The 19,721-nt window shown below is 54.6% G+C and carries 18 protein-coding genes and 1 pseudogene; 11 read left to right on the top strand and 8 right to left on the bottom strand.

Annotation, left to right across the window (positions count from 1 at the left end; translation table 11 throughout):
- Positions 1 to 344: 344 nt before the first annotated feature.
- Positions 345 to 1,238, bottom strand: coding sequence for a LysR family transcriptional regulator (locus GA0071314_RS14775; protein ID WP_074397355.1), 894 nt, complete (start codon positions 1,236 to 1,238; stop codon positions 345 to 347).
- Between the two features lie 195 nt (positions 1,239 to 1,433).
- Between GA0071314_RS14775 and GA0071314_RS20000 the strand changes: the two are divergent.
- From GA0071314_RS20000 to GA0071314_RS14755, 5 genes and pseudogenes are all read left to right on the top strand, one after another.
- Positions 1,434 to 1,808 (top strand): annotated as a pseudogene (locus GA0071314_RS20000) (aromatic ring-hydroxylating oxygenase subunit alpha); the annotation flags it as partial.
- A gap of 21 nt (positions 1,809 to 1,829) precedes the next feature.
- Entirely contained in the window at positions 1,830 to 2,588 is a 759-nt protein-coding gene (locus tag GA0071314_RS14770; protein WP_231896466.1) for an SRPBCC family protein, read from the top strand.
- A gap of 67 nt (positions 2,589 to 2,655) precedes the next feature.
- Positions 2,656 to 3,846, top strand: a complete 1,191-nt coding sequence (locus GA0071314_RS14765) for an MFS transporter (protein WP_172822108.1) — start codon at positions 2,656 to 2,658, stop codon at positions 3,844 to 3,846.
- Between the two features lie 124 nt (positions 3,847 to 3,970).
- The gene (locus GA0071314_RS14760) at positions 3,971 to 5,248 is read left to right on the top strand and encodes a hypothetical protein (RefSeq protein ID WP_156524125.1); all 1,278 of its coding nucleotides are present in this window, start codon (positions 3,971 to 3,973) and stop codon (positions 5,246 to 5,248) included.
- Positions 5,249 to 5,500: 252 nt separating this feature from the next.
- Entirely contained in the window at positions 5,501 to 6,457 is a 957-nt protein-coding gene (locus tag GA0071314_RS14755) for a ribonuclease Z (protein WP_074397351.1), read from the top strand.
- A 464-nt stretch (positions 6,458 to 6,921) separates the two neighbouring features.
- Here GA0071314_RS14755 and GA0071314_RS14750 read toward each other — a convergent pair whose 3' ends face one another.
- Complete coding sequence (locus GA0071314_RS14750) at positions 6,922 to 7,344, bottom strand: hypothetical protein (RefSeq protein WP_074397350.1); 423 nt, start codon at positions 7,342 to 7,344, stop codon at positions 6,922 to 6,924.
- 36 nt (positions 7,345 to 7,380) lie between these two features.
- Entirely contained in the window at positions 7,381 to 7,953 is a 573-nt protein-coding gene (locus GA0071314_RS14745; RefSeq protein WP_074397349.1) for a CGNR zinc finger domain-containing protein, read from the bottom strand.
- A 92-nt stretch (positions 7,954 to 8,045) separates the two neighbouring features.
- Here GA0071314_RS14745 and GA0071314_RS14740 point away from each other — a divergent pair, with 92 nt between their 5' ends.
- Positions 8,046 to 8,951: an alpha/beta fold hydrolase gene (locus GA0071314_RS14740; protein WP_074397348.1), complete on the top strand. Its 906-nt coding sequence runs from the start codon at positions 8,046 to 8,048 to the stop codon at positions 8,949 to 8,951.
- 109 nt (positions 8,952 to 9,060) lie between these two features.
- Here the strand turns inward: GA0071314_RS14740 and GA0071314_RS14735 are convergent, their stop codons facing one another.
- Positions 9,061 to 10,233 carry a UbiH/UbiF/VisC/COQ6 family ubiquinone biosynthesis hydroxylase gene (locus tag GA0071314_RS14735; RefSeq protein ID WP_074398548.1) on the bottom strand — a complete coding sequence of 391 codons (1,173 nt, stop codon included), beginning with the start codon at positions 10,231 to 10,233 and terminating at the stop codon, positions 9,061 to 9,063.
- A 120-nt stretch (positions 10,234 to 10,353) separates the two neighbouring features.
- Between GA0071314_RS14735 and GA0071314_RS14730 the strand changes: the two genes are divergently transcribed.
- The 5 genes from GA0071314_RS14730 to GA0071314_RS14710 all read left to right on the top strand — a co-directional run bounded on the left by GA0071314_RS14730 (position 10,354) and on the right by GA0071314_RS14710 (position 15,150).
- A complete protein-coding gene (locus GA0071314_RS14730) occupies positions 10,354 to 11,211 on the top strand; it encodes an NAD-dependent protein deacetylase (RefSeq protein ID WP_074397347.1) in 858 nt (285 codons plus the stop codon).
- A 186-nt stretch (positions 11,212 to 11,397) separates the two neighbouring features.
- On the top strand, positions 11,398 to 12,861 hold the full coding sequence (locus GA0071314_RS14725; RefSeq protein WP_082934269.1) for a protein adenylyltransferase SelO: 1,464 nt from the start codon (positions 11,398 to 11,400) through the stop codon (positions 12,859 to 12,861).
- 44 nt (positions 12,862 to 12,905) lie between these two features.
- Positions 12,906 to 13,952, top strand: coding sequence for a DNA polymerase IV (dinB, locus tag GA0071314_RS14720; protein WP_074397345.1), 1,047 nt, complete (start codon positions 12,906 to 12,908; stop codon positions 13,950 to 13,952).
- A gap of 112 nt (positions 13,953 to 14,064) precedes the next feature.
- Complete coding sequence (locus tag GA0071314_RS14715) at positions 14,065 to 14,892, top strand: alpha/beta fold hydrolase (RefSeq protein WP_074397344.1); 828 nt, start codon at positions 14,065 to 14,067, stop codon at positions 14,890 to 14,892.
- A gap of 9 nt (positions 14,893 to 14,901) precedes the next feature.
- Positions 14,902 to 15,150 (top strand): YkoF family thiamine/hydroxymethylpyrimidine-binding protein, encoded by a 249-nt coding sequence (locus GA0071314_RS14710; protein WP_074397343.1) that lies wholly within the window; start codon positions 14,902 to 14,904, stop codon positions 15,148 to 15,150.
- Between the two features lie 64 nt (positions 15,151 to 15,214).
- Here GA0071314_RS14710 and gabT read toward each other — a convergent pair whose 3' ends face one another.
- The 4 genes from gabT to GA0071314_RS14690 form a co-directional block, all read right to left on the bottom strand.
- Entirely contained in the window at positions 15,215 to 16,489 is a 1,275-nt protein-coding gene (gene gabT, locus GA0071314_RS14705; RefSeq protein ID WP_074397342.1) for a 4-aminobutyrate--2-oxoglutarate transaminase, read from the bottom strand.
- Between the two features lie 56 nt (positions 16,490 to 16,545).
- Positions 16,546 to 17,481: a GGDEF domain-containing protein gene (locus GA0071314_RS14700; RefSeq protein ID WP_074397341.1), complete on the bottom strand. Its 936-nt coding sequence runs from the start codon at positions 17,479 to 17,481 to the stop codon at positions 16,546 to 16,548.
- A complete protein-coding gene (locus GA0071314_RS14695) occupies positions 17,474 to 18,286 on the bottom strand; it encodes an EAL domain-containing protein (protein ID WP_074397340.1) in 813 nt (270 codons plus the stop codon). Before GA0071314_RS14695 ends, GA0071314_RS14700 begins: the two co-directional genes overlap by 8 nt.
- A gap of 219 nt (positions 18,287 to 18,505) precedes the next feature.
- Entirely contained in the window at positions 18,506 to 19,720 is a 1,215-nt protein-coding gene (locus GA0071314_RS14690) for a CaiB/BaiF CoA transferase family protein (protein WP_074397339.1), read from the bottom strand.
- Position 19,721: the final 1 nt, after the last annotated feature.

The following is a 19,721-nucleotide window of genomic DNA, read 5'->3' as shown; positions in this document are numbered from 1 at the left end:
GCATTCAAGCAACTAAAACGTTAAATATTGTCAGCTGTAATTGCGCCGCGTTTACCGATTCGGTGCAGCTTCCCAGTCTGGTGCTGACGCACTTCAGCCCCCGTTACCAGCCGTACCCCCTTGCCTTCCATTGAGGAGATCCGCCAAGAGGCCCAGAGTGTCTATTCGTGCTCGCTTTACTTGGCGCAGGATTTTGGCGGATACACCCTGGATAAAACGGGCCGCTTTTCTAAGGTGGTGGGCGAATAGGTTGGTTGTGTTTCGACCATCCTTGCGAAAACGCGGCTACTGAAAATGGGTTGACGTTAGTCTCGTAAATAGCTCTTAGAAGGGAGAGCCAGTGCTTATTGGAGTAACTTCTCGCCTATTGTTGCTAAACTCTGCTCGTGTTCGGCCAAGTGCAGTACAACAGCGTCATACAGTTGGCTGCATATGTGGTCACTACTTTTTTTGGGGCTTGCTAAATTTACGTTTAAAGAGGGCAGCCGCGGGAGAGAATGCTGGCTATCAAGGCGCCTGAGGGTGGGCGGTATCGTTGATTTGGGCAGCGTCGAAACGACAGCGCCGCTTTCCACTGCTGCCACAAGCCCTCCATAGCTGTAGGTTTCGAACTCAACTCTATACTCACGGCCTGCGCCTTTGAGTGCATTTAGGATGAATTCTCTGTCAGGGCAGCCGTACTCGAATAAAGCGACAGGTAGCGTACTCTGTTTCCATACGAGCGAACTTCTGGCGCATACCCACTCCAATGGTTCAACTCGAATAGGCTCTGCATCGATGTCAGAAGGACAATGCTGAGCCAGAGCAATATCGAATTCCCCGTTTTTATAACGCTTCCAGATATCAGTGCTGAAGCTACAATCCAATGTTACTTGAACATTGGGGAACTGACATTTCCAAAGCTCAAGTAGGCTTGGCAACAGACAAGTCGCGTAGCAGTCTGTGGTAGCGAATCGAATGATCTGACGATCAGCAAAACTCTGCGCCAACCATCGCTCAGCCTCATCGTTTGCGGTAATGACTTTTTGTGCCCTTAGGTAGAAGGCATGGCCTTTTTCGGTAAGGGTAACGCCCTTTGGGGTGCGGTAGAGCAGTGGAACGCCAATCTGGCGTTCAAGCTGCTGAACTTGCCAACTGACAGTAGATTGGGCCAGAAAGAGTCGCTCTCCTGCCCGTGAAAAACCGCCCAAATCTGCAACATAGATAAATGTGCGCAGCTGGTCCAAGCTCCATTTCATTGTGGTACCTCCTACCGTCGGATCGTCTTATTCGCCATGCATGTTGATGAAGTGGCGATCGAGTGATGTAAAAAGGGCTCTGATCCAGTATCGAATTAATTGATACCCCTCAGCAAATATTTCCGTTTCCAATTATCCCATATCGCTTTGTACGCTCAGACCACTTGTTGTGAAAACAAACACGTGGATACAAATATGACAGAGACGAATAGTTCCTTACACACTAGCGTTGAGGGTGGATGCGATAAAGCAGACCTCTCAAAAATGCTCCGCCCTGAATGCTATATCGATGACCACTGGTTTGAACGAGAACTACAAACCATCCATTTTCCAGCCTGGCATTTTGCCTGCCTGTCGACTTCCCTCCCTAACGTTGGAAGTTTTGTAAGCCGTCGGTTTTTGGAACGCAGTGTCATCGTTGTTCGTAGTGAAGACGGTATTATCAGAGCCTTTCTAAACACATGTAGACATCGTGGGGCTCCTTTAACGAGCGAAAGTTGCGGAAAGAATGCGCACTTTAGATGCCCTTTTCACAAGTGGTCTTACGACACATTCGGAAATTTGATGAGCGCTCCTGGCTTAGGTGGGAGTGTGAAAAGAAGTGATCTTAAAAAGTTAAATCTAAATCTGGTTCCAGTTCAATGTGAAGCTGTAGCTGGTTTTGTATTCATCAATCTTAATGAAGAAAACGAGATTCCGCTTGAGGTCTACCTAGGCAACTACATCGATAAGGTAGCTCTACCACACCAAACTCAGAGAATGCATTGTGTTCAAGAAAAGTCCTATGCATTAACGACCAATTGGAAGCTATATATTGAAGTAGATATGGAGACTCTTCATACCAACTTCATTCACAGTCGCTCGATTGGTAGCCAAACAGTTAGGCCGGTAGAACATGATCGCAACTGGTTTGGTGTTTATCATCAGAACTCTCTTTCTCCAGCATTATTTCCTGAAAAACGTAACCTCGCCTTTCCAACTCCCCGTGGCGTTATCGGTGAAGCGGCAGAAGGCACCCACTTCTGCGTCATACTGCCAGGTTTTTTCATTGTAACTGCACCCGAAGTTATGTGGTGGATTCAGAAGACCCCGATCTCAGCTACTCGCACAAGCGTCAATGTTGGTTACGCGTTTCATGATGAAACCCTGGCGAGGCATGACTTTAACGAGATCGCACCACACTATTTCGAAAGACTCGATCAAGTAATTCTTGAGGATGACCAGATTTGTGAATACCAACTAGAAGGATTGAGCAATCGTGTGCGAGGGCATTTCACACCAGTTGAGCCGGTGGCCGCCTACTTTTCGGAGCTACTCGAAACAAGGCTCCTGGAGGCGGGGTATGAATAGCACAAGTACCGTTATGGGGAGGCGCCTTCGGATTCCAATAACCTGGCTTAAATGGGGAGGCTGGTGCTTGCTCATTAGTATTTTCATGAGTGGATTTTTTTTCCGCTTTGCCCCTTCGACCCTTTCAGGGAGTATGCAGCAAGAGCTCAGTTTAACGGCCACTACGCTCGGCATTGTGGCATCAATGCATTTCTGGATTTATACGCTGATGCAGGTGCCCGCTGGCATTTTTACTGACTCGGTGGGGGTACGGAAGGGTGGCATTATCGGCGGTACAGTAACGGCGATAGGTGCTTTTTCCTTTGGTTTTGCGCCCAATCTTGTCGTTTTGCTTGTGGGGTCAGCGTTATTGGGGCTGGGCCTGTCAGCTGTATTTGTCGCCCTGATGAGTTACAACGCTACTTGGTTTTCCCCAGAGCGCCATTCCCTGGTTATGGGTACAACCATGCTCCTGGCTGCGCTAGGAAGCGTAATAGCGCAGACCCCAACAGCGCATTTGTTGCATTGGTTCAACTGGAGAGAGGTCGTCCTTTTCTTCGCAGCCTTAACCTTATTGGCCACTGCATGTCTGCTTATTTTCTGTAAAGACGACGCAGCACCAAAGCGGATACGCGACTCGAAAGCCAAGACGACTGTGCATCCAATACTGCGCGGAAATCGATATGTCTTTAGAGAGCGCCAGGTATGGTTACTATTTGTTTGTGTCGCGGCTACCAACGGAACCTTGTATGCGTTTTTAGGACTATGGGCTGTACCGCTATTGGCCGATGGGTTCAGCATCCAATCAACGCAAGCAGCACAATATGCCACCGTTGCTTTAATGGTGTATGGTTTGAGTTCTTTATTTTGGGGGTGGATCGCTGACCGGATTGGGGCGAAGAAACCCATCATTATTGTGACGGCTATGCTGTCCGTCGCGGTATGGGCGCTTATGGCGTTTGCAGAGTGGGAGCCTGGTTGGGCGGCAATGGCACTGTTTGTACTTTTAGGACTCTCTGGCGGGCCGGTCGGTGTTATCTTTGCAGCTACCAAGGAGACAGTCGCCTTGGCGAATGTTGGTTTTGCGACTGCTCTAGTTAACATGGGGGCCTTCCTGACAGCAGCTTTGGTGCAATCAGGTTTTGGGATCATTCTTGATAGCGTCTCTGCTGCTGAACCAGAAACCGTTCCAAGCCTTCAGAGCTATCAACTCGCGTTAATTCTACCCTTAGCTATAAGCGGCTTGGGTGTAGTGGCATCCTTGCTTTTGAAAGAATGAGGCCTAGTGAGTGAGAGGCTAAAAGAGTGACGAGATACTGTGTCTGAATGTAGTAGTCATGTCAGGAAGTAATATAGCCACTCGTATGATTACTTTTAGAAGCAAGATAAGTTGGGAGTCGGATTTGTCTTTTTTATTTCCTTATATCGCATTTCTCTACGGTGCAGCATATAGCGTTCAACAGATTTTAGAGGGAATTGGCCTAGCATCTTCGAACTTTTTAGAACTAAATGATGATGGAGTTATAGTTGGAAGTTACTGGTCCCCTGCAGAGGCAGTAACTCCGATTCTCGGCCTCCTTTTGATGTGCTCGATTATCCTTATTGGTGCGCTTTTAGCTGCAGGATTTGTGATTGCTCGGTGGCGGGGCGTTGCCGCTATCTCTGCGGTATTAGCTCTTCCTGGATTATTGAACCTTGCTGGGCAGTGGCCTCAAATAAACTACCTTCCTGATTCTTTTTACATTGGTGGAGGTGGTGCTCTAGGGAGCCCGTTGGGACTTGTTCCTCTCTTGATTATTAGCCTGTTAACGGGATGGTGCATAACCGTAATTGCCTACGACACCCTCCATTTAAATGATAAATTTCGCGGTTACTATGATCATCTCTGGTATGCAACGGCGCTTTTTGCTGGGATATTTTTTGTGGCAGACTCTGTTGGAAATCGCCATGCGTCAAACCTTGCCGAAGAAAATCGACTAAGCCGACAAGCGAGCTTGTATTTATTGAATCAAGTGCGGAGCTACGATCAGGTTTGTAAGGCAGAAGGCCTGACAGAAACGCCTTCGTGTATATGGGCTTCTGATGTGCAACAAACATTGAATGAATACGCGGCCTATGGTCCGGGCACTTTTCACCTCTTTGGCCCCACTGAGAGTGCTGACATCTATGCTGGTAATAGCAGGTCGATGTCAGAAAAAGAAATCATCGAAATCCGTAATGAGATCGAACAATATAACCGCACTGTTTGTCCTATCGAAGAACTTGGCGAAGGTATTCGGCGATACGCTAGACCGTCTGGAGTCTGTCAACAAGTGCCATCTGCATTCTGCACCTCTTTCCCTGATCCACCGGAAGGGTTAGTAGATAAATATATGATCACACATTCGGTTGCTCTCGCTAGTGAATGCATCATTCCAACACTGGTTGTTTCTAGGGCTCGTCAGGAAAATTCGAGCGCGGCAATCGCAAGCAATCAGCAGGACCGATACCAACGGTGGTGGTTGTATATCGCTCTAGCTGCCGTAGTGGGTGGGAAAATAGCTAATTCGACGACAAAAGTTGCCAATCTAGATCAACGTAGTGCCTATGATAGGCGGCGGTTAGTCCGGCCAACCCTTCGGGGGCTTTCCGGCGGAACTAGGAAAATAGCTGAGTTTTTAAAGCGGTTGGTCGATGGCTAACGTGATCACTATCTCGTATGTAATTCTGGGGAGGGCGCGTAGCAGATCGGTATTACAACACGCCAAAATTGGGTGAGGAAAATAAGCATCTAACCATTGGCGGCAGTCGAGCTTGCCGAATGCAGGTAGGCCCTAACTGCATGAATATATGCCTAATGAGCATCGTAAAAGCACTACTGTTTAAATTTAGCTGGCTGGCAATCCGATGCCTTAGCTCTAAAGGAAGTACATAAGAGAGAGCACTGACGCGATATGAATTTACTATTCCTCGGCACCTCCGCTGGCGTACCCACCAAAAGTAGAAACGTCTTCGGGGTCGCGTTGCGAGAGAGCAAGGGGAAGGGCTGGTACCTGATCGATTGCGGTGAGGGGACCCAGCATCAGGTATTGAACACCAAGCTGTCGCTGAATGCATTGAAAGCCATATTGATTACCCATGTGCACGGCGACCACTGCTATGGGCTGCCGGGCCTACTGGCGAGTGCGGCCATGAGCGGCCGGGAAGCGCCGCTGACCATTGTGGCGCCCACAGGTATAAAAGCATGGCTGGATGCCACCTTTGAGGCCACCCAGCTATCGTTACCCTTCGATGTGAAATTTGTCGTCTCCGATGAGCTGCCAAACGTCGAGTTTGAGCGCATCACGGTTACCACCTACAGGCTTTCACACCGGGCGTCGTCCTATGCCTATGGGTTTACGGAGAGAAAGGTCGAGTCTGCTCTGGATGTGGATAAGCTAGCGCAAAAGGGGATTCCGAGAGGGCCTTTATGGGGGCAGTTGAAGCAAGGGACGGATATTGAATTTGCGGGCGAGCGGTTAAAAAGTAGTGACTTCCTGATTTCTAAACACAAGCCCAGAAAAGTCGTGATCGCCGGGGACAATGACCAGCCCGACTTGTTGTCTGAGGCGTGCGCGGGGGCGCAGGTATTGGTGCATGAAGCCACCTACACTGAAACCATGGACGAAAAGGCGCGTGACTTCGGGCATAGCTACGCCAAGCAGGTCGCCGCGTTTGCCGAATCGGTACAGCTCCCCAACCTGGTGCTGACGCACTTTAGCCCCCGTTACCAGCCCAACCCCCATGCGTCGCCTTCCATTGAGGATATCCGAAAGGAGGCCCAAAGCGTCTATTCGGGGACGCTTTACTTAGCGCGGGATTTTCTCGAACTCACCCTAAGCAAGTTAGGCGATGTCACTGAAGTGGAATAACGCCAGGGCACGTAAACGCCTGCGAGTGGTTAACAGCCGCAGGCTTTGGGTAAATCTTTATAAAAACTATATGTTTGCGACGTGCTAGCGCAAACCAAGAAACGAAAGAATCGCTACGACAATAACGATTGCCCCGATGATATAGACGATGTTGTTCATTTTTAATACTCCTTTTCATAAGCCCGAATCGCAGTTGCGCTACCTTCCGTGTTGCGCACGATATGGCTTCCTTTTGAGGTTGGTCCATTACCTCATTATCGTCAGCGTAGGTGGCTGGCGTCGGATGGTCTGTTGGCTAGCGCACAGAGCGATTAAATAAACCGACTGCCGTTGCCAACACTCCCAACCGACGTGCTTCAGCGCCTCTTGAACGAATTCACACTGGATAAAGCGGGCCACTTTTCTGAAGTGGCAGGCGAATAGCTGATTACATCGCGCCGCTCATTGAAAGACCATCGGGCAGATCAGTCTCGGCAATAGCCTTCACCTGTTCTGACTATCAGGCAATCTTCCTTTTCCATTAGCCACTTCATGCCGGTGGCTTCGCCGTCACCCGCGCGGAGCAACTGTGGGCCGTCCCCACGGTTGAAGCGAATGCCTTCGGCTGTTGCTTGCCCTTCGAAGGTGCCGATTTGGTCAGCATCCAGGCCGTAGCGCATGTGAAGTCGATAATGACCTGCGCCTGCCGACTCGTCCTTGCTGATTTCCAGGAATAACCCTTCTACGCCAGTCCATCGGCCGACCCATTGATCGGTCATCTGATGGTGGGACGCGCTTTGTTCGGTTGCTGTGCCTGACTCGGTCACGTCGGAGGTTTCGGTATTGCTATCGTGAGCACAACCGCTGATCAGTATCAGGGTGCTCAGAGCTAACGCTATTTTGATCATGTCGAGTGTCACCTAATGGATATCACCTAAAGCTTACTACCCCGTTTTTTTCCTGGCACGGTGTGCGGCCGCTTTCATCCTGTTGCCGCAAGCGGCCATGCTGCACCAACGGCGACGGTGAGATTTTGTTTGATCGTGAAACAGTAGAACGCAGTCCGAGGCTTCACACTGTTTGACGAGTTGCAGGTCTTCCTCGGTAAGCAACTGCACCAACGACGCTGCGACAGGCTGTAACAGGCTCTCGCTTTCCATGTTGCGCTTTTCGATTTTTTTCTGAAACACCGCCTCTGTTGGCTGCCATTCAATTTTCTCTAAGTGGCAACCCCGTTCCAGTACGCGATTCATCAATGTGGGGTCTGCGGCCCGTCCCTGTTGGGCCGAGATGAGGAGATCGCGCATGTTGTCGCGCAATTCCCGAGCCAGTTGGGCTAACCCCGCCGGTGGCGTTTCACAACCGTTCGTTAGTGCTCCCGCCTGTTGAAGCCATGCAACGACGCTGCTGTCTTCATCCAGGCATTCCTGGCGTTCTTCCCCCATGCCAAATTGTGTGTTGATGAAATCGAGAGCGAGATTGCTTGCGATAAACGGAGGCGAAATTTTAGATGACATGTTGGGTAACCTTTAAAAATATACTTGACAGGTTACTACAGTTATTCGTAACCTTCAAAAGTGTTTATTAATGGTTACTAAGGAGATTGTCGATGACATCTGAAAATACAGCTCTGGCTTCTGGATCAACCACGCGGCAGGTTCGCTATCGTTTCGAGAAAGTGGGCGATGTGGACGTTTTCTATCGTGAAGCGGGTGATCCGAACGCACCGACGGTGCTGCTGCTGCACGGCTTTGCTGCCTCGTCATATATGTGGCGCGATGTGATTGAGGCGCTTGCCGATGGCTATCACGTCGTGGCACCGGATTTGCCGGCGTTTGGCTTTACCCAATCACCGGCGCGTGGTGAGTATGACTACACCTTTGCCAACCTGACGAAGACGACCGATCAATTTACTGAGCAATTGGGGCTTGATCGCTACGCCATTGCCGTTCACGACTATGGTGCACCTGTTGGCTGGCGTTTGGCGCTGGCTCACCCGTCAAAAATCACCGCGATCATTTCGCAAAACGGCAATACGTATGAGGAGGGGCTTTCGCAAGGCTGGGCGCCTATTCAGACGTATTGGAACGACCCTTCAAAGACGAATCGTGATGCGCTTAGCGACTTTCCGACGCCGGCGTCCATCAAATGGCAGTACGTGGAGGGAGTAAGCGACACAAGTGCTGTAGCACCGGATGCCTATACGTTGGAAGGGGCGAAGATCTCTCAGCCTGGGATGGCGGATATTCAGCTCGATTTATTATTGGACTACGCCACCAACGTGGCCAAGTATCCCGAATTTCAGGCCTATTTTCGGGCGCATCAGCCTCCGTTGCTCGCCGTGTGGGGCAAGCATGATCCGTTCTTTCTGCCGCCGGGTGCTGAAGCCTGGAAGCGGGATATTCCTCAGGCGGATATTCGCTTTTACGACACGGGGCACTTTGCCCTGGAGACCCATGGCGATGTGATTATCCCGGTGATTCGTGAGTTTCTGGATAACCACCTGAAAGCATAAAGGCATGCAACGGGGCAGGCGCTTTTTCAGTCTGGGCTACTTCATGTGATGAGGCCAAGCTGAACCGCTGGGCTTGGTCATCAGCGAAACATCGTTGCTCATATCACATCTAGCGCCGTTTAAACGGGTTCAGCCCATTCGCCTGCTGCATCATCATGCGTTTGGCGAACGGAATGCGTTCGGCGATATGCAGGCTGAGATCGCCCAACTGGCGTAGCGGTTTGGCGCCGGTAAACAGGTGGTGGAAGCTGTCGGTGGCGGCGATCATCGCTTGGTTAGCTGCGCGGCGCTGGCACTCAAAGCGCAGCAGGTTGAGGTAGTCGCCGGGGTCGCGGCCTTGGATGATAATCTCGGCCAGAGTGTCGGCGTCGTGCAGGCCGATGTTCAGCCCCTGCCCCGCCAGCGGGTGCACCACGTGGGCGGCGTCGCCAATCAGCGCCAGACGTTTACCGATATAGCGTTTGGCGTGCTGGCGCTTGATGGGGAAGCTGGCGCGTGCCACGACGCGGGTAAGCTTGCCCAGTCGTTCGGGGAAGGCGTCTTCAATGGCTGTTTTGAGCGCCTCATCGTCCAGCAGCTCCCGCGCTTTGGTGGCCTCGTCGTTGTCGTACCACACAAGCGACGCCCGCTGCCCGGGCAACGGTAGCATGGCCAGCGGGCCGGTGGGGGTAAACACCTGCCAGCTTACGTCCTGCTGGGGCAGTTCGGTTTCCACGTTAATGATCATCGCCCGCTGATGGTAGTCGTAATGAGTCACGCCAATGCTGGCTAGCTCGCGTAACGTGGAGCTTGCGCCGTCGGCGCCGACGATCAGCGCGGCGGTTAGCGTCTGGCCGTTATCCAGCTCAAGCATGCGCGCATTGCCCGTGGCCAGGGTGCTCAGCGGTGCGCACTGGGTATAGCAGGTGACGCCGGGGAGCTCGGCCAAGCGCTGCCAAAGCGCGTACTGCAGCGTGCGGTTTTCAACGAAAATACCGAAGTCGTCCATGCCACTGTCGGCCGCGGAAAACAGCGAATGGCCGGTGCCATCCTGATTGGCCACATCGATATGCCGGAAGGGGCAACTGCGCTCTTCGGGCAGTTGCGTGCCGCTGGCGTTGATAAACGCCAATGATCGCGCATTGAGCGATGAGATGCGCAGGTCGTAGTCGCCTTCGGGCTTTGCTGGTGCATCGCCTTGCTCAACGAGCCCGACCGATTTGCCTGCATTGCCCAGGCGGGCCGCCAACGCGGCCCCGACCATGCCGCCGCCGACAATAATCACATCATGATGATGCTGCATCGTCCCTTGATTAGACTCTTGCATACGTTGCTCCTCGGATAAAATGCCTGGCACATAGTAGGCGCCGTCGTTGTCATACAGTATCGTCTAGCGAGAGCGAAATTGCCTAGAGGTGAACATTTGACGCAGGCAGTGGAAATTACCAATAGCGTAGCCCAGGCAGGCGAGGAACTGGCCGCTTTCATTACGCGCTACCCAAAGCTTTGGATACTCACCGGCGCGGGCGTCAGCACCGACAGCGGTATCCCCGACTATCGCGATGCACAAGGCCAGTGGAAACGCTCGCCCCCTGTGCAGCACGGCGACTTCATGGCGTCTCATGCGGTGCGCAAGCGCTACTGGGCGCGGGCGCTGGTGGGCTTTAAGGCGCTGCGCGAGGCGCAGATCAGCGGTGCCCATCGGGCGCTAGCGGCGCTTGAGAGCATGGGCTACGTACAGCTATTGGTTACCCAAAACGTGGACCGCCTGCATCAGCGGGCGGGGTCTAAACGAGTGATCGACCTGCACGGCCGGGCCGATACGGTCAGCTGTATGGACTGCGGATATCACATGATGCGCCACGCCATGCACAGCGAAATGGCGCAGCTGAACCCACGTTTTGCCGCCCTGGATGCGGGCCATGCCCCGGATGGTGACGCCGACCTGGAAGCCGATTTTTCATCTTTCAAGATATTCGACTGCCCGCGGTGCGACGGCATCCTCAAGCCGGACGTGGTGTATTACGGCGACGTTGTTCCCCCAGCAAGACGGCTCGCCGCTCAGGCAGGCTTGCAAAGCGCCGAGGCGGTGCTGGCCGTGGGAACCTCGTTGATGGTCTATTCGGGTTATCGATTTTGCCGCGAGGCCCATGCCATGGGCTTGCCGGTGGCGTCGCTGTCGTTAGGCGTCACCCGCGCCGACGCGCTGCTCACCCACCAGTGGCGTGCGCCGTTAACGCCGGTGCTGGAGGAGGCGGTACGCTGTCTGCGTGAGCGCTAGTGTGCCTCTTATATCAACACCCTCAAGCCCAGCAAGGGCGCGCAGATTATTATCCCCGGTAAGCAATGGACACGCTTCCTGGATCAAGTGCAACACCTGGTTTGCTTGGGAAGCTTTGTCTCGGCGTTTACTTGAGTAAAATGCTAGGGTATTAGCAGTCCACAGCCAATAGACGCGGAGTTAGTCGTGCTGTCATTTGAACATCGCTACGCCACCTTACCAGAACCTCTCTGGGTCGCCAGCCAGGCAACGCCGGTTGAGCGCCCTGAGCTGGTTGCCTTTAACGCGCCGCTCGCCCACGAGCTGGGCGCCCAGGACATCCCAGAGGCCACCACGCTTGCCGAATGGTTCAGCGGTAACCAATTACTGCCCGGTGCCAAGCCGGGAGCCCTGGGGTACGCGGGCCACCAGTTCGGCAACTTTGTGCCCCAACTGGGTGATGGCCGGGCGCTGCTGCTTGGTGAAGTCGTCGACCAGCACGGCAAACGCCGCGATGTGCAGCTAAAAGGCAGCGGACGTACGCCGTTTTCCCGCGGCGGCGATGGACGCTCGCCCTTGGGGCCAGTGCTGCGTGAATACCTGGTTAGCGAATACATGGCCGCCGTGGGTATCCCCACCACCCGTGCGTTGGCGGCGGTCACCACCGGCGAGCGTGTAGTGCGCCAGTTGCCCGAGCCCGGCGCGGTGTTCACCCGGGTCGCCAGCAGCCATATCCGGGTGGGGACGTTTCAATTTATCGCCGCCCGCCAGGATGAAGCGGCGCTAAAGGCCCTCGCTGATCATGTGATTGAACGCCACTACCCGGATGCTGCCTCGGCGGAGGATCCTTACCTCGCGCTGCTGGAAGCCGTGGTCGCTCGCCAGGCGGAATTGATTGCCCGCTGGCTGAGCGTCGGCTTTATTCATGGGGTGATGAATACCGATAACTGCAGCATTGCCGGGGAAACCATCGACTATGGCCCCTGCGCCTTTATGGAGCAGTTCGATCCGCAAAAGGTGTATAGCTCCATCGACCAAGGCCGCCGCTATGCATTTGCCAATCAACCGGCAATTGCCCAGTGGAACCTGGCGCGCTTTGCCGAAACGCTGCTGCCGTTGATCCAGGGGGAGGGTGACGCGCTGGTCGAAAAAGCCACCGATGCCATCCGCTATTTCGATACGTTGTTCAGTGCGCAACAGCGCCAGCTGCATGCGGACAAGCTCGGCCTTGATGCTGGAAGCGATCAAGCCGAGACCTTGATGGAAGGGCTGGAAAGCCAGATGCACCAGGGCCGGATGGACATGACCGCCACCTTTGACGCGCTGACCCAATATGCGGCGTCCTCGGGTGACAATCACCATGAGGCGCTTTTGGCGCTAACGGAAAACCCCGATGGGCTAGGCGAGTGGTTAAGCCAGTGGCAAGCGGCGCAGGTGGCCAGCCAAAACGCCGACCGCCTGACCGCTATGCAGCGCACCAACCCGATCGTGATACCCCGCAACCACCGCGTTCAAGAAGCCATCAATGCCGCTTACGAGGGCGACTTTGCGCCATTCCATACGCTGCTGGCGGTCGTAACCCGACCGTTTGATGATTCTGTTGAAGCGCGCCGTTTAGCGGCACCGGCAACAGAAAACGAGCAGGTGCTGCGAACGTTCTGCGGTACATGATGCTGTGATAAGCTGTGGTTTTTTACAGTGTATAAAGGTGGCCAGTGCGCAAGATCATTCACTGCGACTGTGACTGTTTTTACGCTGCGGTGGAGATGCGCGATAACCCGGCGTTACGCGATATTCCTATTGCGATAGGCGGCAGTGTCGAGCAGCGTGGGGTGGTCGCCACCTGCAACTATCCCGCTCGTGAGTTCGGCATTCACTCGGCGATGCCCATGGCTCAGGCGCTCAAACGCTGCCCGCATTTGACGTTGATTCGTGGCGATATGGCCAAATACAAAGCGGTGGCCCGGCAGGTATTTGCCATCTACCGCGAGGTGACAGAGCTTATCGAGCCGCTCTCCCTGGATGAGGCGTTTCTGGATGTCTCAGAGGTGACGCTGCATCACGGCAGCGCGACGCTAATGGCCGAAGCGATCCGTGAGCGGGTCAGCCGCGAGATAGGTATTACCGTCTCGGCGGGGGTCGCGCCTAATAAGTTTCTGGCCAAAATCGCCAGCGACTGGAACAAGCCCGACGGTCTGTGTGTCATCACGCCGGATGAGGTGGATACTTTCGTGCAACAGTTGCCGGTGAAAAAGATTCACGGCGTTGGCCCGCGTACGGCGGAGAAAATGGCAGGGCTTAATATTCATACCTGCACCGATTTGCGTGCCCGCTCGCTCACGGAGCTAGTCGAGCACTTTGGCCGTTTCGGGCGGCGGCTGCATGAACTTAGCTGGGGGCGCGATGAGCGCCCGGTGAAAACCCACCGCGAGCGTAAATCAGTTAGCACCGAGCAAACCTACGCCCAGGATTTGCCTAGCCTTGAGGCCTGTCGCCGTGAGTTGCCAGCCTTGATTGAAGATCTTGAGCGCCGCTACGCAAGGCTTGATCCGCCCCTGGCAGTGCGTGGGCTCATCGTCAAAGTGAAGTTTAACGACTTCACCCAGACCACCGTGGAACACGCCGACCCCGCCCCGAATCTTGCCCAGTTCGAAACGCTGCTGAACGTCGGCTGGGCGCGGGGTGAGCGACCCGTGCGCCTGTTGGGCGTGGGTTACCGGCTGGCGGAAAACAGCCAGGAACAGCAACTGTCGCTATTTTAATTAGCCGGTTAAGACGGATGTTGATTGACGCTTTTTCAGGCGTGCATTAAAACAGATGTATGATAGATGGCTTCGTCATCGCTGAATTATCGACTTAACCACGAGCCCCGCTATGTCTGCTGATACCGCATCACGCCCACGTTTAGTGTTTGCCCATGCCAATGGTTTTCCAGGGTTAAGCTATCGCAGCTTGCTGGCGCCACTGGCCGAGTCCTTTGATCTGCATCCGCTGGATCGTCTGGGCCACCATCCGGATTACCCCGTTAACCACAACTGGGGCAACCTGGTGGATGAGCTGCTGAGCTATTTGCCCGAGAGCGACACGCCGCTATTGGGCGTTGGGCATTCACTGGGTGGGACCTTGATGGCCATGGCCGCCGATAAACAGCCCGAGCGCTTCTGTGGCGTGATTATGCTCGACCCGCCGCTGATGCTGGGGCGTGATGCCTGGGCGATGAAGGCCGCTAAGCGTTTTGGTTTTGTCGACCGAGTGACGCCTGCCGGTAAAACCCTTGGGCGGCGGACCATTTGGCCGAGCCGAGAGGCAATGGCCAACACGCTGCAACGCCGCGGGTTGTTTCGTCGCTTTACCCCTGAGGCGCTCAACGACTACATTGAAGCAGGAACAAAGGTCTTGTCAGACGGTAGCGCTGAGCTTACGTTTGACCCGCGGATCGAGGTGGAGATTTTCCGTCATTTGCCCGATCACTTAACCCGTTTGCCGCGTCGGTTAGGCGTGCCGTTAGAGGTCGTGGCGGGGGAGGAGTCACATTTGTTGACGGCGTCGCGCATTCAGCGCTTGAAGCGCCACGGCGTTGAGGTGAGCAGCGTTCCCGGCACGCACATGTTCCCCATGGAGCACCCCGACGAAACCCGGGGCGCGATTCTGGCTGCCTGGCAGCGAATGGCGCCACGCAGCACAACCTCACAGACAGCGTAAGGAGGCGTTATGTACCTTTCCGTACAGCTTAGTTATTACCCGCTGGCCGATGATTTCAAACCAGCGGTGAAAGAGGTGGTAAAACGTTTGGAAGCCACAGGCCTGGAAGTACACCCTAACCGCATGAGCACGCAGGTATTTGGCGAATTCGATGAGGTAATGGCAGCGCTGAGCGATGTCATGAAGTGGTCGTTTGAGACCCACGGCAAAGCGGTGTTTTCGGTGAATTACCTGGAAGGCGACCGCCGGCCACGTTAATGAAAGCACAAAAAACGCCGCCTCATTTGGGCGGCGTTTTGGTTCGTGGCTGGCTAACGATTTATTACACCAGCGAATCCAGGCAGGACTCGATAATGTCCAGTCCTTCATTGAGCACGTCGTCTTCGATGGTGACCGGCATCAGGAAGCGAATCGTGTTGCCGTACATGCCGCAGGAAAGCAGAATTAGCCCTTCTTCGCGTGCTTTGCCGCAAAGCTTGGCAGCAAGTTCCGGGTTGGGCGTATGGTTGGCTTTGTCGGATACCAGTTCAAACGCGGCCATTGCCCCCATGTTGCGGATGTTATCGATGCAATCAAACTTGCCTTGCCAGTTCTTGAAGCGGGTGGCCAATTTGTCGCCTAGCGCCTGACTTTTCTCGAGAATGTTCTCTTCCTCGAATACCTCCATCACCGCAAGGGCGGCTGCACAGGCGGTCGGACTGCCGGTGTAGGTGCCGCCCAATGAGTTGGGGCCAGACGCGTCCATGATCTTGTCGGTACCCACGATGGCAGAAATTGGCATGCCATCGGCCATGCTCTTGGCCATGGTCATCATGTCCGGCTCAACGCCGCTGTGCTCTATGGCAAACATCTTGCCAGTGCGGCCAAAGCCCGACTGCACTTCGTCGACGATCATCAGAATGCCGTGCTCATCGCAGATGGCGCGGATTTTCTCGAGGAAGCTTTTGGGGGCTGGGTAGAAACCGCCTTCACCAAGGACCGGCTCTAGAATAATCGCCGCGGTATCGTTGGGGTTGGCGTCGGTTTTCAGCGCCATTTTCAAACCGCGGATGGCTTCGTCTTCGCTCACACCGTGATACGGCACTGGGTAGGGCGCGCGGAATACCGTGCCCGGCATCGGGCCAAAGTCGTTTTGGTAAGGTGCGACCTTGCCGTTCATGGCCATGGTATAGAAGGTGCGGCCATGATAGCCACCGTCAAAGCAGATGACGTTTGAACGCCCAGTGGCGGCGCGGGCAATCTTGACAGCGTTTTCAAGCGCCTCGGCGCCCGAGTTGGCCAGCATCACCTTGGCGTGGCCGCGCACCGGCACAATGTGGCTCAGTTTCTCGGCGACTTTTACATAGCCTTCATAGGGCATCACCGTTTGGCAGGTGTGCATCACTTTGTCGAGCTGGGCTTTAACCGCGGCGACCACTTTGGGGTGGCGGTGGCCGACGTTAAGTACACCAATGCCGCCGGCAAAATCGATAAAGCGATTGCCGTCGGCGTCCCACACCTCGGCATTTTCAGCGCGTGCGGCAAAGGCGGTGGCGGGGCTCGCGGCACCGGCGGCGACGTATTTCTTTTTTAACTCGTTTAGCTCGGCATTGCTCATAGCTCAACTCCTGGGTTGATGGGGGTAGGCTTCAGCATAGTGCTCAACAGGCAGGATTACATGGATGAAGCGACCACTACGCGATTGCGACCCGACTGCTTAGCTTGATACATAGCTTTATCGGCATGATCAAGTAACCGGGTCGTAGAGGCTTCAACGTAACCTGCCACTCCTGCGGAGAGCGTAACCGCCAAGGCCAGTTGGGTAAACGATGTCTGGGCCACAGCACTTCGCACACGCTCCATGGCCTGCTGTGCGTCATCGGCATCCACTTCAGGCATGATGACCAAAAATTCCTCGCCGCCCAAGCGTATCAAAACGTCGGTCTCACGCAGTATTTCGTTCACTTTAGCCGTCACTGCTTGAAGTATATCGTCGCCCACACTGTGGCCGTAGCTATCGTTAATCGCCTTGAAATTATCCAGATCAAACATCGCTACGCTCAGTGGGTTGCGGTAGCGCGAACTTCGGCTTAGCTCCTGCTCTAGGCGCTGTAAGCCAGCCCGGCGGTTCAACAGCCCGGTGAGTTCGTCGTGGTGGGCGAGGTAGTGCAGGCGCTGATTAGCATGCTGCAGGCGTTCCTCCAGCCGTTTTCGCTGGGTGATATCGACAATAAAGGTGGCTTTTCGCATTTGCCCATCAGCGCCTTCAAGGCGTGCAGCTTCGGTAATGATATTGCGAACCTCGCCATTTTTGCGACGCACTTCCAGTTCCTGGCGAAGTTCATGGGGCTGGTTGCCCGCAAGAAAGGCGTCGTGCAACGCGCGCATTTTGTCGCGGTGGACTTCTGGAAACACCATAGTGAAAGGCTGACCCAATAATTCTTCTTCGGTGTAACCGTAAAAATCGCAGTAGGCAGGGTTGACCATCTCGAAATAGCCATTTGGATCGGTGATGCAAATACCTAGCGGTGCCGCCTTGATGACGTTTTCAGTATTGCGCTTTGTGCGGTCAAGGAGCTGATGAATCGATGGATCGGCGTTACTAATCATCAGGGACTTCTCCACTGGCCTGCTGTGACTCATCACGGAGGGCCTTCAGGCGCTGGGTTAAACCATTGCTCTGAGCAAGAGCGTTAATGGCCGGTCGCGCGAAGTAGAACCCCTGTTGGCAAGAAATGCCTTCACGCGCGAGCCATAGTGCTTCTGCGTGGGTCTCAACGCCTTCGGCGATCAGCTTGATGTCCAGTTCTGTCGCCAGTTGAATGACCGAGCGCAGCAGCGCCTGACGACGAGGATGATGGTCGCAGTCTATCACCAGCTCGCGGTCAATCTTGATTTTATCGGGGGCGAGCTCTGTTAGCAGATCCAGATTGGCGTAGCCATTGCCAAAGTCATCCAACGCGGTGGTGAACCCCATTGAGCGGTAGGCATCGATAATATTGCATAAGTGCTGGCGGTCACGAACGCGCTCGGTTTCGGTAATTTCAAAAATCAGCTGATTGATTGGCCAACCGACCCGACGTGAGACGTCAAGAGTCGCCTGGATGCACGCTTCGGGCTCGTAGACCGCATTGGGTAGGAAATTGATCGACAGGGGCGTATGCATGTCCAGTGCGCTGGCCATTTCAATCGCTTTTACCCGGCAGGCTTGGTCGAAGCGATACATCAGTTCATCGGTCACCTGGGAAATCACGCTCCAGGCAGACTCACCTTGTGGGCCACGCACGAGGGCTTCATAGGCGTAAATTTTGGCAAGCGAGATATCCACAATGGGCTGGAATGCCATCGTGAATTCGAAGGGAAGCTCGCCTTCGCAGCGTTTGCAGGTTCCATTTACGCGTGCGCACTGACTCATTGTATCTCCAAGTATCCTGCGCTCGACAATACCGATACAAGCGCTACTTTACGGACCTAAACACATAGTAGCAGGTTGGTTGTATAAATATATTAAATGATTGTCAGAGTTCTGTATATTCATTGTATAGCTTTTGGGTGTGTAATGATATCAAGACCAAAAGCGCCCGATTGGGCGCTTGATGCAGTACAACAGGCATTTGGTGGAAGCAGCTCGGATTCAGATAATGCCCGCATCGCGTAGGGCATGACGTTGTTCAGGCGTAATGCCAATACCGGTCAACACATCGTCAGTGTGCTCACCGAGATAGGGCGGTGCTGTGCTGGCGCTGATGGATTCGCCGTTCATGCGAATCGGGTTAGCGACCAGGTCGACCTGGCCCGCCTGAATGTGCGGCAATGTCTGCTTTAGTCCGCGCGCTTTGACGTGTGCATCATCGAATACACGGTCCAGCGTGTTGATGGGGCCGCTGGGAACGCCTACCGCTTCAAACGCTGCTAGCCAGTCATCGGTAGCGCGTTGGGCAAGCGCCGCTTCGAGTACCGGCACCAGTTGATCGCGGTGTTGCACCCGCGCGCCGTTGGTGGCAAAGCGTGCGTCGTCGGCTAAAGCGCTTAGCGAGAGCACCTGGCAGAAGCGCTTGAACTGGTCGTCGTTACCCACGGCGACAATCATGTGGCCGTCCTGGGTAGCAAACGCCTGGTAAGGCACGATGTTGGGGTGCGCGTTGCCCAGCCGCTGCGGGACATTGCCGGAGGTTAAATAGTTGAGTGCCTGATTGGCGAGCACGCCCACCTGAACGTCCATCAGCGCCATATCAATATGGCAGCCAATACCCGTATCGCGGCGCTGATAAAGTGCCGCCAGCACGGCGTTGGCGGCATAAAGGCCTGTGAAAATATCGGTAAAGGCCACGCCGCTTTTGACCGGACCGCCACCCGGCTCGTCGTCGGGCTTGCCGGTAATGCTCATAATCCCGCCCATGGCTTGGATCATAAAGTCGTAACCGGCGCGATGGGCGTAGGGGCTTTCCTGGCCAAAGCCAGTAATGGAGCAATAGACAAGGCCGGGATTTAGGGCTTTGAGGCTTGAGTAATCCAAGCCGTACTTTTTGAGGCCGCCGACCTTGAAGTTCTCGATTACCACGTCGGTGTCTGCCGCCATCTGTTTGATGAGGGCCTGGCCTTCGGCTTTGGCCATGTCTACCGTGACCGAGCGCTTGCCGCGGTTGGCGCACAAGTAGTAGGCAGACTCTTTACTGCCCGACAGCCACGGCGGTCCCCAGTGGCGGGTGTCGTCGCCGCAGCCGGGGCGTTCCACCTTGATGACATCCGCGCCCATATCGGCGAGCATTTGCCCGCACCACGGGCCTGCCAGCACCCGGGAAATATCGAGTACTTTAATGCCTGCCAGCGGTTTGGGAGTTGTGCTCATA

This window comes from Halomonas sp. HL-93, assembly GCF_900086985.1.
In the GTDB taxonomy this organism is placed as follows: Bacteria; Pseudomonadota; Gammaproteobacteria; order Pseudomonadales; family Halomonadaceae; genus Vreelandella.
This window is presented reverse-complemented; position numbering and strand designations above follow the sequence as displayed.